Here is an 18,362-nt window from a genome sequence, read left to right on the forward strand (position 1 = left end):
TCGTGGCATGCGCCTGACCCACTTCGGCCACTCGTGCCTGCTGGTCGAGCTCGCCGACCGCCGCATCCTGATCGACCCGGGTGGTTTCTCGGCCGGCTTCGAGGAGCTGACCGGTCTGGATGCCGTCCTGGTCACCCATCAGCACGCCGATCACCTCGATGTCGACCGCTTCCCGGCGCTGCTGGCTGCCAACCCCGGTGCTCGCGTTGCGACCGACCCACAGACCGCACAGCTGTTGCGCGAGAAGGGTTTGGACGTCGCGGTGCTCGCCGAGGGCAGCGACCTCACCCTCGGCGAGGTGACCGTCAGCCCCCGCGGCGCCGAGCACGCGTTCAACCACTCCCGGGTGCCGTCGGTGGCGAATGTCGGCGTGCGACTGGCGGCGGCCGGCGAACCCACGCTGTTCCACCCGGGCGATGCCTACGATGCCGACCCCGGTCCGGTCGACGTCCTCGCCGTGCCGATCAACGCCCCCTGGACGGCGGTGCGCGACAGCATCGACTTCGTCCGCCGGATCGGCCCGAGTGCGTTCGTGCCGATCCACGACGGGCTGCTGTCGCCGCAGGGCCGGGGCCTCTACCTGATGCACGTCGGCCAGTTCGGTGGTGACGATCTCACGTTGCACGATCTGGCCGGCCAGGGGGCCGTGATCCTGCCCTGAACACGCCGTTGCCTCCCCCGGCGAGGGCGGATGGCCTTCGTCGGGATTCCGTCACCATCACCGCCTACCTCTCGCTGGCCGGCTGGGCCTGGTTCCTGTACGGCTTCGGGGCCATGGTTCCGTTGCTGATCGATGATCAGGGCGTCAGTCGCACCGTGGGCGGGTTGCACCTGACCGCGCAGGCGTCCGGCGGCCTGATCTCGGGTCTGCTGGTGACCACCCTGGTGCGGCGCTGGAGCCGTCGGGTGACCTTGCAGCTGGCCGGGGTGGCCATCCTGCTCGGCATCGGGTTGTTGCTGGTGGGGCGGCCGACGGCGCTCACCTTGACCGCGGCGCTGGTGATGGGGTTCGGCGGCTCGTTGTCCATCATCTGCCTCAACCCGATCCTCATCGAGCACCATCACAGCCACGGTCCGGCGGCGCTCAGCGAGGCGAACGCAGTGGCCGCCGCGGTCGGGCTGATCGCCCCACTGGCGGTGGGGGCCGGCGTGCGGGCCGGGCTCGGCTGGCGTCCGGCGCTGGTGGTGACCACGGTGTTGATCGGCGTGTCGGTGCTGCGTTTCGGTGGTCACCTCGGGGGCATCCCCCGGCCCACCCCCGCCGTCGATTCCTCCCTGCCCGCCCGGGGCACCGACCAGCGACGGCTACCGTCGGCGTTCTGGCCGTTGATGGTCGTGGTGGTGCTCTGCGTGGGTGTCGAGTTCTGCCTGACCACCTGGACCACCGAACTGCTGCGCCGTGAGGTCGGTATGTCCGACTCGACCGCCGCCAGTGGGGTCTCGGCCCTGGTCGCCGGCATGGCGGCCGGCCGGTGGCTGATCTCGCGGCTCGCCTTACGCCTGACGCCGCGGCCGATGTTGTTCGGCACCCTGGCGCTGGCCGCCCTCGGCTGGCTGGGGCTCTGGACGGCGCCCAGCCCGCTCATCGCGTTCACCGTGTTGGTGATCACCGGGTTGGGGGTGGGCGGGCACTTCCCGCTGGGGATGTCCCTGCTGATGGGTCACGCGGTAGGGCAGCAGGACAAGGCATCCGGAACGCTGTCGGTGGGCATCAGTGCCGGTATCGGCCTGGCGCCGTTCGCCCTCGGCGCGCTGGCCGACGCGACCAGCGTGCACACCGCCTTCCTCATCGTTCCGGGGTTGCTGGCCGTGGCTGCCGTGGTGCTCGCCGTCGTCCCGTGACCGTCACCACGTTGGCCGCCACGATCACGGCGATCCCCAGCCACTCGTGCCAGCTCAGCACCTGACCCAGCACCACCATGCCGGCGATCGCGGCCATCACCGGATGGGCGCTCATCGCCACCCCGAACACCTGTGGTGAGACGGTGCGCAGCACGATCAGGTCGAGGGCGTAGGGCACGGCCGAGGCGAGCGCACCGGCCGCCATGGCGAACCCGAGAGCGACCGGGGTGAGCCGCCCGGATCGCGCCAGCACGACCAGCACCGGCAGATAGCCCAACGCCGAGATCGACGTGGCCAGCGCTGTCCCCTGCACCCCCGGCATTCGGGCACCCACCACGCGGTTGAGCAGGATGTACGCGGCCCAGCAGCAGGCGGCGAACAGTCCGAGGCCGACGCCCGGGTAGTCGCTGGTCGGCCCCGGCAACACCAGCACGTAGACGCCGACGCCGGCGGCGATCGCCGTGACCAGGTCGCGCGCCGTCCGGGAGTTGCCCAGGGCCACGGCGAGTGGTCCGAGGAACTCGAGCGTCACCGCCAGGGCCAGCCCGATCTGGTCGATCGCGGCGTACACCGACAGGTTCATCACCGCGAACACCGTGGTCAGCAACAGGATCGGCCACCACTGCGCCCAGCGCAGGTGGCGGACGTCGGGCCGGGCCAGCGGCAGCAGCACCGCCGCGGCCACCAATTGCCGGACGGCGACCACCCCGGCCGGGCCGATGGTGTCGAAGGCCCGTGCACCCAACGCAGCGCCGGTCTGGGTGCTGCCCGCCGCGGTCAGCATCAGCGCCACGTCGCGCGGCCGGGTTCGGCGGCGTCCGGGTCGGGTGACGCCCGTCGGGTCGGTGCCCAGGGGTTGTTCGGCGGTGACCACGGCACAGTGTGAGGCCTCGCGGTCTCGGAGCGAAAACGCAGGTTCATGGGATGACTCGGTGGCGACGGGCACAAGGGCTGGCACACTGACCCGATGCCCCGACGTGATGCCCGATGAGGCGATACCTGCGCATCCTGGGCACCCGTGGTGCGATGTGGCCCTTCCTGGCTGCCTTCGCCGCCCGGCTACCCATCTCGATGGCGCCGCTGGGCATGGTGCTGCTGGTGCAGTCCGTGCGCGGCACCTACGCCATCGCCGGTGCCGTCACCGCCGCGTTCACCGTGGGGGTGGCGCTGGCCTCGCCGGGGTGGGGTGCCCTGATCGACCGGGTCGGCCAGCCCCGGGTCATCGCGCCGCTCTCGGCGGTGTCCTGTGTGCTGTTGGCCGCTCTCGCGCTGGGTGCGGTGCACGGCGCATCCGACGCCACGTTGTTGGTGCTCGCGGTGGGGGTGGGGGTCGCCTTCCCGCCGATCTCGCCCGCGATGCGTGCCGCCTGGCGCGTGATCCTGGACGACGAGGCAGACCGGCGAGCGGCCTACGCGCTCGAGGCCGTGGTCGTCGAGGTGATGTTCGTCGGCGGCCCGTTGCTGCTGTCGGCGCTGTTGGTGCTGGGGGTCGACGAGTTGCCCCTGCTGATCGTCGCGCTCCTGCTGGGTGCCGGCGGAATCGGCTATGCGCTCACCCCGGCGGCTCGGGCCTGGGAGCCCGAGCCCCATGCGCGCGGGGCGCACGTGCGGGGTGAGTCACCGCTGCGTTCGGTCGGCGTGGTGGCCACGCTCGCCGTGACGGTGCTGCTGGCGCTGGGCTTCGGTCAGCTCGACGTATCGCTGGCGGCCACCGCCGAGGTGGTGCTGGGCAGCCAGGCACGGGTCGGCCTGCTGTTCGCCGCCATCGCCGGGGGCAGCGCCATCGGCGGCACCCTGTACGGCATGCGGCACTGGCCTGGTGCCGAACCGCCCCGGCTGCCCTTCGTCCTGGGTGCCTTCGGGGTGGGGCTGGGGCTGGTCACCGTGTTCGTCGCCCGGGGTACCAGCACGTTGTGGTTGCTCATGCCGGTGTTGTTCGCGGCGGGCCTGGCCATTGCCCCGGCCATCATCATGCTCGGCAACCTGGCCGACGACTGTGCCCCGCGCGACCGGCTGAGCGAGGCACAGGCCTGGCTGACGACGGCGTTCACCGCCGGGGCTGCCGGTGGGACGGCGCTGGCGGGGCTGCTGATCGACCGCGGCGGCCCGCGGGTGGGCTTCGGCGGCGCTACCCTCGCCCTGTTCGGCGCGGTGGCGTTGTCGCTGCTCGCCCAACGTGTGTGGCGCCACCACCACATCGACCGAGAGTCAGGGGACCGTGTCCAATCCGCCGAATCCGCCGAATCCGCCGAAGCTGTCGAATCCGCCGAGTCTCGCCAGTGACAACTACGCGAGCGTCCACCCCGAGGTGATGGCTGCCCTCGCAGCCGCGAACATCGGTCACGCCACTCCCTATGGCGCGGACGACGTCACCGCCAGGGCCGTGGCGGCGATGCAGGCCGAGCTCGGGTCGCAGGCGGGGATTGCCTTCGTGTTCAACGGAACCGGGGCCAACGTGGTCGGGCTGCAGCTGATGCTGCGGCCATGGGATCACGTGGTGTGTGCCGCGACGGCCCACATCGCGGTGGACGAGTGCGGTGCACCGGAACGGATCACCGGCGCCAAGTTGATCGCCGTGCCCACGCCTGACGGCAAGCTCACGCCCGCCCTGGTGCGCGGCGTGCGGACCCGCCTCGGCGATGAGCATCAGACGCAGCCGCGAGTGGTATCGGTCAGCCAGTCGACGGAATACGGCACGCTCTACACGCCGATCGAACTGCGAGCCCTGGCGGACGCCGCTCACGAGGACGGCATGTACCTGCACGTGGACGGCGCGCGGATCGCCAATGCCGCTGCAGCGTTGGGGGTTTCGCTGGCCGAGTTGACCGTCGGTGCCGGCGTCGACGTGATGTCGTTCGGCGCCACCAAGAACGGTGCCATGGGCGCCGAAGCGGTCGTCGTCTTCGCGGAGGAGTTGCGTCCCTCGCTTCGTTTCGTGCGTAAACAGTTCATGCAGCTGGGATCGAAGGGCCGGTTCCTGTCGGCCCAGTTCCTGGCGTTGTTCACCGATGAGTTGTGGCGTCGCAATGCGTTGCACGCCAACGAGATGGCGGCTCGACTGCATGACGGTCTGGTCGGCCTGCCCGGGGTTCGGGTCACGAGGCCACGCGAGGCGAACCACGTCTTCGTGACCCTGCCCCGCGAGGTGGTCGAGTCGCTGCAGCAGGTGGCGATGTTCTACGTGTGGGACGAGGCGACCACCGAAGTGCGGTTGCTCTGCTCGTGGGACACCACGGTCGAACTGGTGGACGAGTTCATCGCGGCGGCCCGGAAGCTGCTCGCCTGACGTCGGCGGTCTCGCTCACAGGTAGTGCCTGGCCAGGGCTGCGGCCTGGGCGCCGTAGGACTGGCCGAACAACACGGTGTGCACCAGCACCGGGAAGAGTTGATGCAGTCCGACCCGGTCGCGCCACCCGTCGGCCAGCGGAGCCGCTTCGTCATAGGCGGCCAGTACGCGGTCCAGCTGGTCCAGGCCGAACAGGGCGAGCATGGCCAGGTCGCTCTCCCGGTGCCCACCATGGGCGGCAGGGTCGATCAGGACGGCGCTCACGCCGTCCCACAAGACGTTGCCCGACCACAGATCACCGTGCAGCCGGGACGTCGGCTCGTCCGGACCGCACAGCCGGGCATCGCCGCCCGCGAGCCTCTCGCACAGGGCGCTGAGGTCTCGCTCGGCCCGATCCGGCAACAGACCGCGATCGTGGGACTGGCGTAGATAGGGCTCGATCCGATATCGGGCGAAGAACTCCCCCCAGCCGATGTCCCGTTGAGAGTGATTGTGGGGCAAGGGAATCGGCCCGATGAATCCGTCGGCATCCCACCCCTCGGGTGGGCAGCCGAACCAGGGGGCTCCGGCGCGGTGCGTGGCGGCCAGCTCGCGTCCGAACTGCTCGGCCGCCGCGGGGGTGGCCGGGTGTGAGAGCACCCGCGGGACCCGCAAGGCCGTGGCGTCCAGGGGTACCGGCCCGATCGGTAGTGCCACCTCGGCGCCGCCGTCCTGCCGTGCCCGGGCCAACCAGGCCAGACCGGCCGCCTCGACGGCGAAGAAGCCCCGGGGGGCATCCGCGCGGTGTTTGATCACCGGGTCGGATGGGTGGTCCACGGTGTCGCCCCTCAGTGCACTGCGGAACCGGGTCGCTGGGCGGCGAGCGCCTGGTGCTCGACCACCCAATCGAGCAGTCCGGCGCAGGCGGTCTCGATCTGGGCGAGCACCTCGTTGAACGCCTGGGTGCCGTCGTAGTACGGGTCCGCGACATCGAGATCGGAGCCGAGGGCGTCGGGCTCGGTGGCCGGGTCGAATCCGCGCAACAACTGCACCCGCTCGCGGGCGCTCTCGGTGGGCGCCCACGAGCGCAAGCTGCGCAGGTGACCGCGATCCAACGCGATGATCAGGTCGTGGTCGGTGAACCATGACGGCTCGAACTGCCGGGCCCGATGCTCGCTGCCGTCGTAGCCGCGTCGGCTGAGTGCGGCGAGGGCTCGCCGGTCGGCGCGTTCACCGATGTGCCACTCGCCGGTGCCGGCGGAGTCGACCTCGACCAGGTTCTGCAGGCCGCGCGTCTCGACCATGGCCTGCAGCACGTACTCGGCCATCGGAGAGCGACAGATGTTTCCCGTGCACACGAAACAGACCCGATAGGCCCGTTGAGCCGGCTGGTGCATCACGATCGCAGGCTCGCAATCTGCTCGTCGTTCCGTCCACTGCGGCCTCTGACGGTACCGCTGTCCACAGGCGAGGGCCACATGGATGACCTCTCTCGGGCGAGCGACCTAGCGTGCCGGGGCAGGTGTCGCAGGGGCGACTCCTTCGGGAGGGAGCACGACGTGAGCAGTCAGATCGATCAGTTGGCCCATCGGACGGCGCTGGTGGCCGCGGCGGTGTCCGAGGTCGCCACCGCGCTGGTCCGGGCAGACTCGGTGGTGTGGTCGAGTCTGGCCGCCGAGCGGTTTCGGGCTGAACTGGCCGAGGCGGGGCAGCGGGTGAGCCGGGTTGCGGAGCTGCTGAGCGAGGCCGCGGCGGCCCTCACCGGGCACGCCGTGGCGGTGCAGCGGCAGCGGGTGCAGGCCCTGGCCGGGGTGCTCTCGTGACCGCCGAGGCGGTGACGTGCGATACCGCGGTGCGGCTCACCGTCGACCTGGCCACGTTTCGGGCCTGGTGCCTCGGCGAGCCGTGGCTGGCTGGGCGAGCTGGGCGAGCTGAGCGAGCAGAGTCAGCAGGTCGCGCCGGTGGTCGTGGCGGCGGTGACCGCGGTGCTGGCGCGCGGCGAGAACGCCGTGGACCTGCTCCTCTCGTCGGGCACGGTGCGGTTGGCAGCGCACCTGTCGGTCGCCGACGGGCTGGCTGCGGTGATGACGCTGGTCCGGTTGGGGTGTCGTCCCCGGGATGAGCCGGACACGGTCGCCTGGGTGCAGGTGGCGTTGCTGCCCGCCGGGGCGGCCGTCGAGGAGGTGCTGCGGTGGATTCCTCTCGTGGGGTCGGCGGAATCAGCGCCCCGGCTCGCCGACGGCACCCGGCTCGAGGTCACCGCGGCCGGGGCGAGGGCTCAGCCCCTGGCTCGCTGGCAGGCCCGGGACGGGCTGTGGTGCTCTGTCGACGAGCCCGATGACGGCCCCGCCGAGGCCCTGGGCGAACAGCTGCGACGACGCCTGTCCGCCGTCCTGGAGCCGCCCGTCGAGCCGATGCGATGAGCACCGACCGTGACCCGGACGACGGTCTGAGGGTGCGGGGCGGCGTGGGCGGGACGGAGGCCTGGCTGGAGGATCTCGAGGCCACCGCGGCCCGGCTGTCGACGGCCGGGAACGACCTCGTCGTCGCTGCCGCCCGCGTGCTGGAGGTGAGCACCGACCCGGCTCTGGTGGCCACCTGGGCGGTGGCGCCGGCCACCGCCGTGGTCGCCGAGGGTGCCCTGGCCCGAGCGCTGGCCGGGCCGTCCGGTCTGGCCGGCTGCGCGCTGCGGGTCGGCGCTCTGGGCGCCGCGTTGCGCAGCGCCGCGCAGCTCTATCGCACGGGTGATGCCGTGGCGGCACAGGTGGTTCGCCGGCTGGTGGGGTTCGGCGGTTCCGTGCTGCCCCTCGGGCTCGGTGGCGCCGTGGCGGGCACCCTGGCCCTGGGGCCGCAGACCTGGCCCGGGCTGGCTGCCGACGCGGCTCGACTGTTCGGACTGTTCGCCGAGCGCGCGGGGGCGGGCGATGCCCTGGGCGCTGCGCTGCCCTCCGCGTTGCGCACCGTGGCCGTCACGCTCGGACCCCTGGCCGGTCCGCTGGGGCTGCTGCTGGCCGGGGCGATCCCTGCCGATCAACGCCGCCTGATCGGGCTGCTGGCCCGGGCCGGTGCGGTGACACCGATCTTCGCCGAGACCGCGCGGGTGCGCGCCGAGGTGGGGGCGGCGCACGCCGGGCGCGCGTCGTCCGGCCTCGCGGACCTGCTGACCCGCACGGCGAGCCTGTCCGCGGCGCCGTCCGACGTGCCCGGTAGCACCTCGACGGCGGCCGGGCAGGTCGGCACCATCCGGGTCGACCGGGTCACGGGCGCGGACGGCGCACGCTCGTGGGTGGTGATGATCCCGGGCACCCGGCGATGGTCGCCCCAGGCCGGCAGCCAGCCGTTCGACGTCACCGCCGACATCCACGCCCTCGACGGCCGGACGACGGCCGTGGCCGCCTTGGTGAGTACGGGGCTACGCCGTTGCGGTGCCCGGCCGGACGAGCCGGTGCTGCTGGTCGGGCACTCGCTCGGGGGCATCGTCGCGGCGCAGGTGGCCACCGATCCGGCGGTGCGCCAGCAGGTGACCGTCACCCATGTGGTCACTGCCGGCTCGCCGATCGGTGCCACCCCGGTGCCGGTCGGCGTGCGGGTGCTGTCGCTGGAGCACGTCGAGGACGCCGTGCCGTGGGCCGAGGGCGCCCGCAATCCCGACCGGCCCGGCTGGGTGACGGTGCGTGCGCCGTCCGGTACCCACCCGGCCGGGGCGCACGAGCTCACCCGATACGCCGAGACCGCCGCGAAGGTCGAGGCCTCGCACGATCCGGGCCTGGTGCGCGCTCGGGGCGAGCTCACCGGCTTCCTGGATCGGCCCGGGGCGACCTCGACCACGTGGCTCGTCACCGGTGAGCGGATGACGAGGGTGAGCGGATGACGCGCACTGGCCCCTCGCCGGGCCGCGGCTAGGGTGGCACTGTGCGGCAGATGATCGAGGCGGGGCGCGACCACCTCCAGGTGGAGGACTCGGCCGGCGACGGCCCACCGGTGGTGCTGTTGCACCCCGGCATCGCCGACATGCGGGTCTGGGATCCGGTGTGGCCGGCATTGATCGAGACGCACCGCGTGATCCGCTACGACATGCGCGGGTACGGCGGTTCGTCGCAGCCGACCGAGCCCTATGACTGGGTCAGCGACCTGCTCCGGGTACTCGATCACGCCGGCCTCGACAGCGCCCATCTGGTCGGCAACAGCATGGGCGGTGCGACGGCGCTCGCAGCGGCCCTGGATGCGCCGAAGCGAGTGCGCTCGTTGGTGCTGCTCGCCCCGGGGATCAGTGGTTACCCCTGGCCGGAGGAGCCCGAGCTCAGCGAACGGTGGGTGGCCCTGGCCGAGGCGGGCGACCGTCCCGGGTTGGTCGAGTTGATGCTGGAGGTCTGGTGCGCGGCCGGCCGCGAGCCGTTCGTGCGTGACCTGGTGACGGCCGCAGCCGGGGCGGACGCCGGTGAACAGGCCTATTGGCGGGAGCTCGAACCTGCCTGGGATCGATTGGGGGAGTTGACGATTCCCACGGTCCTGATGGTCGGCGACCTCGACCCGGCGTCCATGGTGGAGGCCGCCACGGCGGCTGCGGCCAGGATTCCCTCGGCGCGGTTGATCCGCATCCCCGACGTCGACCATCTGCCGCAGGTGCGGGTGCCCGACCTCGTCGTGACGACCATCCGGCAGCATTGCATCGACTGAGATCGGACTCCTGAGACCGGACTCCTGATCGGACTCCGTGATGGGCTCCGCCGAATCGGGCAACCCTGACCCGCGCGAGGCCGACCGTGAGCCCGTCGCCCGAAGCCGGCCTGCCCCTCGTCGCGCAACTGACCCGGTCGGTCGCGAGTCGACCTGCGGGCCTTGTCCGTCGCGGATCGTCGGGTCAGGGTGGCCAGATGGAGTATGCCGAGCCCGACGACCCGCAGCTCGCGCTGCACGATCAGCTCGAACGCGCCTGGCGTGCCGACCTGCTGGCGGGCCGGCCGTTCCCGGTGTTCGGGCTGGCCGAGCCGCGGCTCACCCCTGCCATGCTCACGGAATTCGGAACCTCTGACGGCCTCTGGGAGCGGGTCACCCTCAGCTTCGGCGACTACCTGTCGGTCTCGGGGCCCTATCTCGAGGTCACCACGGTGAACTCCGCCGAGCTGTCGTCGCCGCTCGAGGATGCCGTCGAGGCCGAGCTCGATCGGGTGGGCGAGTCAGCTGAGGTGGACGAGCCGGGCTCGACCGCCGTGACCGGCCCGGAGCCGGGTGAGCTCTGGGTGGCCGATATCCGTGAGCCCGCCCATCTCGTCCAGGGGCCGCACCACACCTGGGCCGCTCGCGCCACAGTCGCTGGGGTGACCCTGTGCGTCACCGGCCGCGGCATCACTCTGGACGATGTGCACCTGGTGACCGTTGACGATCTCGCCCCCTACCTGGAGGCGCGGGACGCCGAGTGGGCTCGTGTGCGTGAGGCCGGCCCCGGCCCCTCCTCGTCACCCGAGGACTGGGACCTGCCGCCGGTCGAGGGGCTGGCGGCTCACGAGTCGCTGCTCCGCCTGCTCATCGCGGACTCGGTGGATCGGCAGGCCACCATCCGTTCAGGACGCCGGCCACGGGCGTCCTCGCGTCAGGGCGAGGATCATGCACGGCTGTGGGAGCAGGCCACCAGGGCGCAGATGCGCCTGGCGAGCCAGCCGCGTCGTGCCGCCGATCGCTCGGTCACCGCGATGGTCAACCAGGCCACCACGCTGGCGGAACTGGCGGCGTGGTTCACCGGCGAGGAACTGCGCGCTCGGGCGGTCACCGAGATGATCCGGTTCACGGTCTTCGACTCCGACGTGCCCAGCCGGACGGCGCAGCTGGCCTGGTTGGCGGCCTGGTCCGCCCGCTCGGGGCAGCCCCCGCCGGACGACGTCGCCGGGCTGCGCGACTGGGTCACCACCCTCGCCGTGACCCAGGACGACGCGCTGGCGGCCTGGCAGCGATGGGCTGATGCGCCGACGGGCGCCTCCGGCTGAGGTTCAGGCCGAGGCCGGGGGAGGACCCGTCGTGGTGCGGACCACCAGAGTCGGGTCCAGCCGGTGACGGCGGGCCGGCGTAGTCGGGTCATCGCGCCGCTGCGTCACGCACTCGACGGCCAGCCGGCCCATGTCGAGCCGAGGCTGATCGACGGTGGTCAGGCCGATGTGACGCAACGCGGCCAGCCGGGTGTTGTCGTAGCCGATCACCGAGACGTCCTGCGGCACCCGCAGTCCGGCGTCCTCGAGCGCGGCGATCGCCCCGACGGCGTTGATGTCGTTGGCGGCCACCAGGGCGGTGAACCGCCGGCGGGTGGCGAGCAGCCGGCCGACGGCGGCGGCCCCGGCCTGCTCGGTGTACTCGCTCGGCTCGATCCGGGCGGTCAGGCCGTGTCGGGCCATCGCCTCGGCGTAACCGCGGCGGCGCACCGCCGAGCCCGCGCCGCGACCGCCGTCGAGGTGAACGATCGCCTGGTGTCCCAGACCGACCAGGTGGTCGACGGCCAGCGTGGCGCCGGTCCGGCCGTCGTCGACGATGGTGTCCACCCCGGCCAGCCGTACCGCCCGCTCGACCGCTGCCACCGGGACGCCGCGGCAGGCCCGGGCCAACACCGCTGAGGCCACCACCGGTGAGAGCAGCACCAAGCCGGCCGGGCGAAACCCGAGCAGGGTGTCGATGGCCCGCTCCTCGGTGCTCGGGCGGCGTCCACCCGTGATCAGGATGGCCTGCAGACCGGCGCTCTCACAAGCGGCTTCGACGCCCTCGACGACATCGGCGAAGTAGGGGTTGCGCAGGTCCGAGACCAGCACGGCGAGCACCGACGAGCTGCCGCTGGCCAGCTCGCGGGCCAGCGTGTGGGGGGCATAGCCCAGCTCGGCGGCCGCCTCGCGCACGGCGGTTCGGCGAGCGGCGCTGACCTTGGGGGAGTCCTGCATCACCAGCGAGACCAGCGAGCGCGAGACGCCGGCCCGGGCGGCCACGTCGTCCATGGTGGGGCGGCGCACGGCACACCTCCTGAGACGTCTTGACACGGTGCCGGTGCAGCCTACATCGTTGGAGCGCTCCAATTGTTGGAGCGCTCCAATTCCACTCGCGAGGAATGCTCATGCGGATCGCAGTCGCCGGCGTCGGCCGGATCGGTGTCATGCACGCGCGCAACCTGGCCGCCACACCCGGCGTGAGCGAGGTCGTCGTCCAGGACCCGGCCCCCGGCCGGGCGGCCGAGGTGGCAGCCCTGCTGACCGGCGCCGTCCCGGTGACCGCGGCACCCGACCTGGCCACGGCCCTGAAGGGTGCGGACGGCCTGTTGGTCGCGGTGCCGACCCCGGCCCACGCCGAGGCGGTCTACACCGCTCTCGACGCCGGCGTCCCGGTGCTGGTCGAGAAGCCCGTCGCCGCCGACCTGGCCACGATCCGTGAGGTGATCCGGGCCGTCGAGCGCACCGAGGTACCGGTGCTGGTGGGCTTCCAGCGCCGCTTCGATCCGGCGATCGCCGAGCTGAAGGCGCGCATCACCCGTGGGGCGCTCGGCGACCTCTACGTCGTGCGGGCCACGGCCTTCGACGCGGAGCCCCCGAGTGCGGAGTACGTCGCGACGTCCGGCGGCATCTTCCGCGACCTGTTCATCCACGACCTGGACTGCGTGCCCTGGCTGGTCGGACGCGACGTGGTCGAGGTGCACGCCACCGGGTCGGTGCTGGTCGACCCGGCATTCGCCGAGGCGGACGATGTCGACACGGTGTCGATCACGCTGCGTTTCGAGGGCGGAGTGATCGCCCAGCTGGCCGGCGGACGGCGTCACGGTGGCGGCTACGACAACCGGATCGAGGCGATCGGCAGCGAGCAGGCCCTGGCGGCCGGATGGGACGCCAGGACCCCGCTGACCAGTCTCGAGGCAGGCGGCCACAACCCGGGCGAGGGCGCCTACCCGGGCTTCATCGAGCGGTATGCCGTGGCGTATGTCCGCGAGATGGCGACCTTCCTGGACGTCATCGCCGGTCGCGTCCCCAACCCCTCGCCCGTGCAGGACAGCCTGGTCAGCCTGGTGCTGGCCGAGGCGTGCGAGACCTCCCGCCGTACCGGATCCCCGGTGCGCATCGATCCCGCCGACCTGCGCGTCGGCTGAGGCGGAAGGCCCGAAGCGCCGGCCGTCTGGGCGTCACCTGGCCACGGCGGTTGCCGGCTGAGCTCGCCGCCCGCTGCAGAACCACACGTGGAGAGCCCCTCGGTCGTCGCCGAGGGGCTCTTTCTGTCGCATCGACTTTGTCCTATCATTGTGTCCAACCAAGCATGAGGAGCACTCGATGACCATCAGTCCGCTGTTGCAGATGACGCGCACCACGCCCACCTGCCTGTGGAACGACTCCGCCGACCCGCGCGAGCTCGCCGAGTCGATGAGCTTCGGTGCGGTCGGTGCCACCTGCAACCCGGTGATCGCGCTGGCGGCCATCAACGCCGACCTTCCGTCCTGGCGGGCGCGGATCGCCGAGCTGGCCACCGCGCACCCGACGGCCACCGAGGATGCCATCGGCTGGATGATCGTCGAGGAGCTGTCGGTCAAGGCGGCTTCGTTGTTGCACCCGACCTTCGTCGAGCACAAGGGCCGCAACGGCCGGCTCTCGGTGCAGACCGACCCCCGGCTGCACCGCGATGTCGACGGTCTGGTCGCCCAGGCGGTGCACTTCGACTCGCTCGCCGAGAACATCATCGTCAAGATCCCCGCCACCGCAGCGGGTATCGCGGCCATCGAAGAGGTCACCTACCGTGGCGTGAGCGTCAACGCCACCGTCTCGTTCACGGTGCCGCAGGCGCTGGCCGTCGGTGAGGCGGTCGAGAACGGCCTGCGCCGGCGGGAGGCCGAGGGACTGGACGTCTCGACCATGGGACCCGTCTGCACCATCATGGTCGGCCGGCTGGACGACTGGATGAAGGTCGCCGCCGAGCAGGCCGGCGTCACCCTCGACCCGGGCTACTACGAGTGGGCCGGGGTGGCCGTGATGAAGAAGGCCCATGCCATCTACGCCGAGCGGGGATATCGCACCCGGTTGCTGTCGGCGGCATTCCGCAACCACATGCACTGGAGCGAGTTCATCGGCGGCAACGTGGTGATCTCGCCGCCGTTCGGGTGGCAGAAGCGGTTCAACACCAGCGGGATCAGCGCGACCCCGCGCATGGACAACCCCGTCGATCCGCGGATCGTCGAGGCGCTCTACGGTCACCTCGCCGAATTCCGCACGGCGTACGACGTCGACGGCATGAGTGTGGAGGAATTCGACGACTTCGGGGCCACCCTGAATACCCTGCGCCAGTTCCTGGCGGCCAACAACGAGCTCGAGTCCCTGGTGCGCGACGTGGTGGTGCCCAGCCCCCTGCGGTGAGCAGACCGGGTCAGCCGGCCAACATGCTCAGCGAGAACGAGTATCGGGACGCCGCGTAGACGTGGGTGCCGTACTCCACGACCCGGCCGTGGTCGTCGTAGGCGGTGCGCTGCATGGTGAGCAGGGCGGCCCCTCGGGACTCGCCGAGCAGGCGCACTTCCTCGGCGGTCGCCGTCCGGGCACCGATGGTCTGGTCGGCGGCGTGCAGCTGGACGCCGACCGCCCGGATCAGTTGGTAGAGCCCCTGGTCCTCGAGTGCTGTCACGGTCAGGCCGTCGGCGATGCCGGGAATCGTGTGCGGCAGGTAGTTGCACATCCGGGCGATCGGCGAGCCGGCCGCCGATCTCAGGCGGACCAGGACGCTCATCGGTGTGCCCGGCTCGACGGCCAGGGCCTGTGCGATGGCCCCGTCGGCGGCTTCGACGGTCAAGGCCAGGACCTGGGTCGTGGGGCGCTGTCCGCTGGCGGTCAGGTCTTCGAAGAGGCTGCTGAGCCCGAGCGGACGACGCACCTTCGGCTGGACGACCCGGGTGCCGATGCCGCGGCGGCGCACCAGCACGCCCTTCTCGACCAGGTACTGCATCGCCCGGCGCATCGTCGGACGGGACAGGCCGAGCGACTCGGCGAGCTGCACCTCGTTGTCCAACCGGGTGCCGGGCGGCAGCCGGCCGTCCAGGATGGCGGTCTCGAGGGCCTGGGCGACCTGAAAGTACAACGGCACCGGACTGGTGCGGTCGAGGGTCAGCGCGGCCATCACGGCCTGAGAGTTCGAGGGCACGACGCGGTGGTCCGGTGGGGTCGGCACGTTGGCAGTATGGCCACATCGAGGAGACAAAGTCATCTACTAGAGATGTCAGGACAATAGGCCGAGACCGCCGGATATGTTCTCCGCATCTGTCTTTATGTTAGGACAAAGTATTGACATGCTTCGAGGTGGCCCGGTTGGATGAAAGGCGACGCTGCGACCCCTGGAGATGACCGTGAGCCAGCCGGACCCGCCTCACGGCGCCCTGGAGGTGCTCGCCGTCGGCCGGGTCGGGGTCGATCTCTATCCGCAGCAGTCGGGGGTTCCGCTCGCCGAGGTGACCAGCTTCGCCAAGTTCCTCGGCGGCACGGCGACCAACGTCGCCGTGGGCGCGGCGCGGCTCGGGCACGCCAGCGGCGTGCTCACCAAGGTGGGTGAGGACGCCTTCGGAGATTTCGCCCGGACGGCGATGCGCGGCTTCGGGGTCGACCCCCGCTACGTCGGCACCGCCGCCGGATTGCGGACGCCGATCGCCTTCTGCGCGCTGAACCCGCCCGAGGACCCGCCGCTGCTGTTCTACCGGGCACCGGTCGCCCCGGATCTCACCCTGCAGCCGGAGGATGTGCCCTGGGCAGTGATCAGCGACGTCCGGCTGCTCTGGGTCACCGCCACGGGAGCCTCTCGCGAGCCGTCGCGCTCGACGCAGCTCGAGATGCTCGCCCGGCGCGGCCGCCCGGCCCCCGGATCGGGCCGGTTCACCGTCCTCGACCTCGACTGGCGGGCCTCGTTCTGGAACTCCGTCTCGCAGGCGCGCGAGGAGTACGGCCGGGTGCTGCCGTTCGTGAACGTGGCGGTCGGCAATCGGGCCGAGGTCGAGGTCGCCGTCGGCACCGCCGACCCCGAGCAGGCGGCGCTGCGGCTGCTCGACCTCGGCATCGAGGTGGCCTTGGTCAAGAAAGGCGCCGAGGGGGTTCTGGTCGCCACCAGGGACGGGATGGCCACCGTGGCCCCGCGGCTGGTCCAGGTGGTCAACGGGCTCGGTGCCGGGGATGCGTTCGGCGCTGCGCTGATCCACGGTCTGCTCTCGGGGTGGAGCCCGGTGCGCTGCGCCGAGTACGGCAATGCCGCCGGAGCGATCGTCGCCTCGCGCCTGGCCTGCGCCGACGCCATGCCCACCATCGGCGAGCTGGACGACTTCGTCGCGCAGAGCCGCGCCGAGGGCACGTCATGACCGCGATCTCGGACGCCGCGTGGGCCGAGCTGGTGCGCCGCCGCACGTATGAGCCGCACCGGATCGCGCCGGCCTACGCGGACCGGCGCGCGCCGTCCAGTTGGTTCAACGAGGCCGGGAACCTGTTCCTGGTAGCGGCCGACCACCCGGGCCGGGGGGCGCTCGCCATCGGGGCGAACCCGATGGCGATGGCCGATCGTCGCCGCCTGCTCGACCGGTTGGTCACCGCCCTGGCGCACCCCGACGTCAACGGGGTGCTCGGCAGCCCGGACATCGTCGAGGAGTTGCTGCTGCTCGGTGCCCTGGACGGCAAGGTGGTCATCGGCTCGATGAACCGCGGCGGGCTGGACGGTGCGGTGTGGACCATGGACGACCGGTTCACCGGGTATGACGCCGCCGCGATCGCCCGCTGCGGGCTGCAGGGCGGCAAAATGCTGCTGCGGATCGACGACTCCGACCCCGGGGTCGCGCCGACCCTGCAGGCCTGCGCCGGGGCGGTGTCGGAGCTGGCCGACCGGGGCTTGATGGCCATGGTCGAACCCTTGCCGTACACGCGCGATTCCGCAGGGTCACCACAGCTGCTCAGAGATCCCGGGGCGCTGGCCCGGGCGGCTACCGTGGCCTCGGCGCTCGGCACCTCGAGTGCCTTCACCTGGCTGAAGATGCCCGCGTGTGAGGAGCCGGACGTGGTCTTCGGAGCGACGACGCTGCCCTGCGTCGTCCTGGGAGGCGCACCCGGCCCGGACCGGGAGGCCGCCCTGGCCTCGTGGGGGCGCACCCTGCGCCAGGACGTCGTGCGCGGCCTGGTCGTCGGTCGTTCCCTGCTCTACCCGCCGGACGACGATGTCGCCGGCGCTGTCGATGCCGCGGCGAGGGTGCTCCGAGCGGCAGCCGAGGAGGCACCGTCGCCATGACCGAGTCCATCGAGTCGGTTCTGCATCATCCCTGGCTCACCCTTGCCGGACCAGGACCGGGTGACCTGCTCACCCTGACCCCGGAGAAGGCCGGCTGGACGTACAGCGGGCTGCGCGTGTTCCGGCTCGAGCCCGGCGAGCTGCGCCGGTTCCCCACCGGCAACGAGGAGTTCTTCGTGCTGCCGCTCGCGGGTGGGCTGACGCTCGAGGTGGGGCCGCAGAACTCCCCGGCGATCACCGAGGCCCGGTACGCGCTCAAGGGGCGGGTCAGCGCCTTCGAGCGAGTCAGCGACTTCGCCTACATCGGTCGGGACAGCATGATCACCATGGTGAGCGCGCACGGCGCCGAGGTGGCCCTGCCCTCGGCCCGGTGTGAGAACCGGCTGCCGCCGCGCTACGGGCCTGCCGAGGCGGTCAGCATCGAGCTCCGTGGCGCCGGGCCGGCGACGCGACAGGTCAACGCCTTCGGGGTGCCCGGGGTGTGGGACCACGCCGAGAAGCTGATCGCCGTCGAGCTGATCACTCCGCCCGGCAACTGGTCGAGCTATCCGCCGCACAAGCACGATGCCACCCACGACTGCCCGGTGGTCAACGAGGAGATCTACTTCTACAAGATCGCCGGACACGATCAGGTGAGTCACAGCCGTGAGGGGTTCGGCTATCACCGCACCTACACCGGCCCCGAACACGAGGCCGCCGGGCTGGCGGAGCTGAACGAGTTCATCGAGGTGCGCGACGGGGACGCCGTCCGGGTGCCGCACGGCTACCACGGCCCGTGCGTCGCGGCGCCGGGGTACCCGATGTACTACCTCAACGTGATGGCCGGGCCGGCCGCCGACCGGTCGATGGCGTTCTGCGACGACCCGACCCACGGCTGGGTGCGGGACACCTGGGACGGCATGCCGACCGATCCCCGGTGCCCGGTCACCACGTCCGAGGGCCGCACCGACGGCCTGCGAGCGACCTGACCCGAATCGGAGTCGCACGGAGCCGAACCGGAGCCGAA

The 18,362-nt window shown here is 71.7% G+C and carries 19 protein-coding genes; 14 read left to right on the forward strand and 5 right to left on the reverse strand.

Going from position 1 to position 18,362, the window contains the following annotated elements; genetic code table 11:
• The first annotated feature begins 7 nt into the window (after positions 1-7).
• Complete coding sequence (locus tag IPK24_01845; GenBank protein ID MBK8074316.1) at positions 8-661, forward strand: MBL fold metallo-hydrolase; 654 nt, start codon at positions 8-10, stop codon at positions 659-661.
• An 8-nt stretch (positions 662-669) separates the two neighbouring features.
• Positions 670-1,842: an MFS transporter gene (locus tag IPK24_01850; protein ID MBK8074317.1), complete on the forward strand. Its 1,173-nt coding sequence runs from the start codon at positions 670-672 to the stop codon at positions 1,840-1,842.
• On the opposite strand, the gene IPK24_01855 is transcribed toward IPK24_01850, so the two are convergent.
• Positions 1,787-2,626, reverse strand: a complete 840-nt coding sequence (locus IPK24_01855) for an EamA family transporter (GenBank protein ID MBK8074318.1) — start codon at positions 2,624-2,626, stop codon at positions 1,787-1,789. The two genes, IPK24_01850 and IPK24_01855, sit on opposite strands and share 56 nt — an antisense overlap.
• Positions 2,627-2,829: 203 nt before the next feature.
• On the opposite strand from IPK24_01855, the gene IPK24_01860 reads away from it, so the two are divergent.
• Together IPK24_01860 and IPK24_01865 are read left to right on the forward strand one after the other, a co-directional pair.
• On the forward strand, positions 2,830-4,125 hold the full coding sequence (locus IPK24_01860) for an MFS transporter (GenBank protein ID MBK8074319.1): 1,296 nt from the start codon (positions 2,830-2,832) through the stop codon (positions 4,123-4,125).
• Positions 4,097-5,128 carry a threonine aldolase gene (locus IPK24_01865; GenBank protein MBK8074320.1) on the forward strand — a complete coding sequence of 344 codons (1,032 nt, stop codon included), beginning with the start codon at positions 4,097-4,099 and terminating at the stop codon, positions 5,126-5,128. Before IPK24_01860 ends, IPK24_01865 begins: the two co-directional genes overlap by 29 nt.
• A gap of 15 nt (positions 5,129-5,143) precedes the next feature.
• Here IPK24_01865 and IPK24_01870 read toward each other — a convergent pair whose 3' ends face one another.
• Both IPK24_01870 and IPK24_01875 read right to left on the reverse strand, forming a co-directional pair.
• Positions 5,144-5,923, reverse strand: a complete 780-nt coding sequence (locus IPK24_01870) for a fructosamine kinase family protein (GenBank protein ID MBK8074321.1) — start codon at positions 5,921-5,923, stop codon at positions 5,144-5,146.
• A 32-nt stretch (positions 5,924-5,955) separates the two neighbouring features.
• The gene (locus tag IPK24_01875) at positions 5,956-6,504 is read right to left on the reverse strand and encodes a low molecular weight phosphotyrosine protein phosphatase (protein MBK8074322.1); all 549 of its coding nucleotides are present in this window, start codon (positions 6,502-6,504) and stop codon (positions 5,956-5,958) included.
• Between the two features lie 162 nt (positions 6,505-6,666).
• Between IPK24_01875 and IPK24_01880 the strand changes: the two genes are divergently transcribed.
• The 5 genes from IPK24_01880 (at position 6,667) to IPK24_01900 (ending at position 11,088) form a co-directional block, all read left to right on the forward strand.
• Entirely contained in the window at positions 6,667-6,930 is a 264-nt protein-coding gene (locus tag IPK24_01880; protein ID MBK8074323.1) for a hypothetical protein, read from the forward strand.
• Positions 6,931-7,068: 138 nt separating this feature from the next.
• Positions 7,069-7,530 (forward strand): hypothetical protein, encoded by a 462-nt coding sequence (locus IPK24_01885; protein ID MBK8074324.1) that lies wholly within the window; start codon positions 7,069-7,071, stop codon positions 7,528-7,530.
• Positions 7,527-8,978: a hypothetical protein gene (locus tag IPK24_01890; protein ID MBK8074325.1), complete on the forward strand. Its 1,452-nt coding sequence runs from the start codon at positions 7,527-7,529 to the stop codon at positions 8,976-8,978. The genes IPK24_01885 and IPK24_01890 overlap by 4 nt, the downstream gene beginning before the upstream one ends.
• Before the next feature lie 50 nt (positions 8,979-9,028).
• Positions 9,029-9,784 carry an alpha/beta fold hydrolase gene (locus tag IPK24_01895; GenBank protein MBK8074326.1) on the forward strand — a complete coding sequence of 252 codons (756 nt, stop codon included), beginning with the start codon at positions 9,029-9,031 and terminating at the stop codon, positions 9,782-9,784.
• Between the two features lie 197 nt (positions 9,785-9,981).
• Positions 9,982-11,088, forward strand: coding sequence for a hypothetical protein (locus IPK24_01900; protein ID MBK8074327.1), 1,107 nt, complete (start codon positions 9,982-9,984; stop codon positions 11,086-11,088).
• A gap of 3 nt (positions 11,089-11,091) precedes the next feature.
• Here IPK24_01900 and IPK24_01905 read toward each other — a convergent pair whose 3' ends face one another.
• On the reverse strand, positions 11,092-12,093 hold the full coding sequence (locus IPK24_01905) for a LacI family DNA-binding transcriptional regulator (protein MBK8074328.1): 1,002 nt from the start codon (positions 12,091-12,093) through the stop codon (positions 11,092-11,094).
• A gap of 101 nt (positions 12,094-12,194) precedes the next feature.
• Here IPK24_01905 and IPK24_01910 point away from each other — a divergent pair, with 101 nt between their 5' ends.
• Together IPK24_01910 and IPK24_01915 are read left to right on the forward strand one after the other, a co-directional pair.
• Complete coding sequence (locus IPK24_01910) at positions 12,195-13,214, forward strand: Gfo/Idh/MocA family oxidoreductase (GenBank protein MBK8074329.1); 1,020 nt, start codon at positions 12,195-12,197, stop codon at positions 13,212-13,214.
• A 178-nt stretch (positions 13,215-13,392) separates the two neighbouring features.
• On the forward strand, positions 13,393-14,466 hold the full coding sequence (locus IPK24_01915; GenBank protein ID MBK8074330.1) for a transaldolase family protein: 1,074 nt from the start codon (positions 13,393-13,395) through the stop codon (positions 14,464-14,466).
• 10 nt (positions 14,467-14,476) lie between these two features.
• Here IPK24_01915 and IPK24_01920 read toward each other — a convergent pair whose 3' ends face one another.
• The gene (locus tag IPK24_01920) at positions 14,477-15,223 is read right to left on the reverse strand and encodes a GntR family transcriptional regulator (protein ID MBK8074331.1); all 747 of its coding nucleotides are present in this window, start codon (positions 15,221-15,223) and stop codon (positions 14,477-14,479) included.
• A 217-nt stretch (positions 15,224-15,440) separates the two neighbouring features.
• On the opposite strand from IPK24_01920, the gene iolC reads away from it, so the two are divergent.
• Genes iolC through iolB form a run of 3 tightly spaced genes read left to right on the forward strand, consistent with a single transcriptional unit; the run spans position 15,441 to position 18,324 of the window.
• On the forward strand, positions 15,441-16,442 hold the full coding sequence (gene iolC / locus IPK24_01925) for a 5-dehydro-2-deoxygluconokinase (GenBank protein ID MBK8074332.1): 1,002 nt from the start codon (positions 15,441-15,443) through the stop codon (positions 16,440-16,442).
• On the forward strand, positions 16,439-17,356 hold the full coding sequence (locus IPK24_01930; GenBank protein ID MBK8074333.1) for an aldolase: 918 nt from the start codon (positions 16,439-16,441) through the stop codon (positions 17,354-17,356). Before iolC ends, IPK24_01930 begins: the two co-directional genes overlap by 4 nt.
• Entirely contained in the window at positions 17,353-18,324 is a 972-nt protein-coding gene (iolB, locus tag IPK24_01935; GenBank protein ID MBK8074334.1) for a 5-deoxy-glucuronate isomerase, read from the forward strand. Before IPK24_01930 ends, iolB begins: the two co-directional genes overlap by 4 nt.
• Positions 18,325-18,362 lie beyond the last annotated feature (38 nt).

Source organism: Kineosporiaceae bacterium, assembly GCA_016713225.1.
In the GTDB taxonomy this organism is placed as follows: Bacteria; Actinomycetota; Actinomycetes; order Actinomycetales; family Kineosporiaceae; genus JADJPO01.

Bases quoted from the DNA above. Each gene is read 5' to 3' on its own strand.
- IPK24_01845 (MBK8074316.1), top strand. From the start codon at position 8: ATGCGCCTGACCCACTTCGGCCACTCGTGCCTGCTGGTCGAGCTCGCC.
- IPK24_01855 (MBK8074318.1), bottom strand. From the start codon at position 2,626: ATGCTGACCGCGGCGGGCAGCACCCAGACCGGCGCTGCGTTGGGTGCA.
- IPK24_01860 (MBK8074319.1), top strand. From the start codon at position 2,830: ATGAGGCGATACCTGCGCATCCTGGGCACCCGTGGTGCGATGTGGCCC.
- IPK24_01875 (MBK8074322.1), bottom strand. From the start codon at position 6,504: ATGCACCAGCCGGCTCAACGGGCCTATCGGGTCTGTTTCGTGTGCACG.
- IPK24_01890 (MBK8074325.1), top strand. From the start codon at position 7,527: ATGAGCACCGACCGTGACCCGGACGACGGTCTGAGGGTGCGGGGCGGC.
- IPK24_01895 (MBK8074326.1), top strand. From the start codon at position 9,029: ATGATCGAGGCGGGGCGCGACCACCTCCAGGTGGAGGACTCGGCCGGC.
- IPK24_01900 (MBK8074327.1), top strand. From the start codon at position 9,982: ATGGAGTATGCCGAGCCCGACGACCCGCAGCTCGCGCTGCACGATCAG.
- IPK24_01910 (MBK8074329.1), top strand. From the start codon at position 12,195: ATGCGGATCGCAGTCGCCGGCGTCGGCCGGATCGGTGTCATGCACGCG.
- IPK24_01915 (MBK8074330.1), top strand. From the start codon at position 13,393: ATGACCATCAGTCCGCTGTTGCAGATGACGCGCACCACGCCCACCTGC.
- iolC (MBK8074332.1), top strand. From the start codon at position 15,441: ATGACCGTGAGCCAGCCGGACCCGCCTCACGGCGCCCTGGAGGTGCTC.
- IPK24_01930 (MBK8074333.1), top strand. From the start codon at position 16,439: ATGACCGCGATCTCGGACGCCGCGTGGGCCGAGCTGGTGCGCCGCCGC.
- iolB (MBK8074334.1), top strand. From the start codon at position 17,353: ATGACCGAGTCCATCGAGTCGGTTCTGCATCATCCCTGGCTCACCCTT.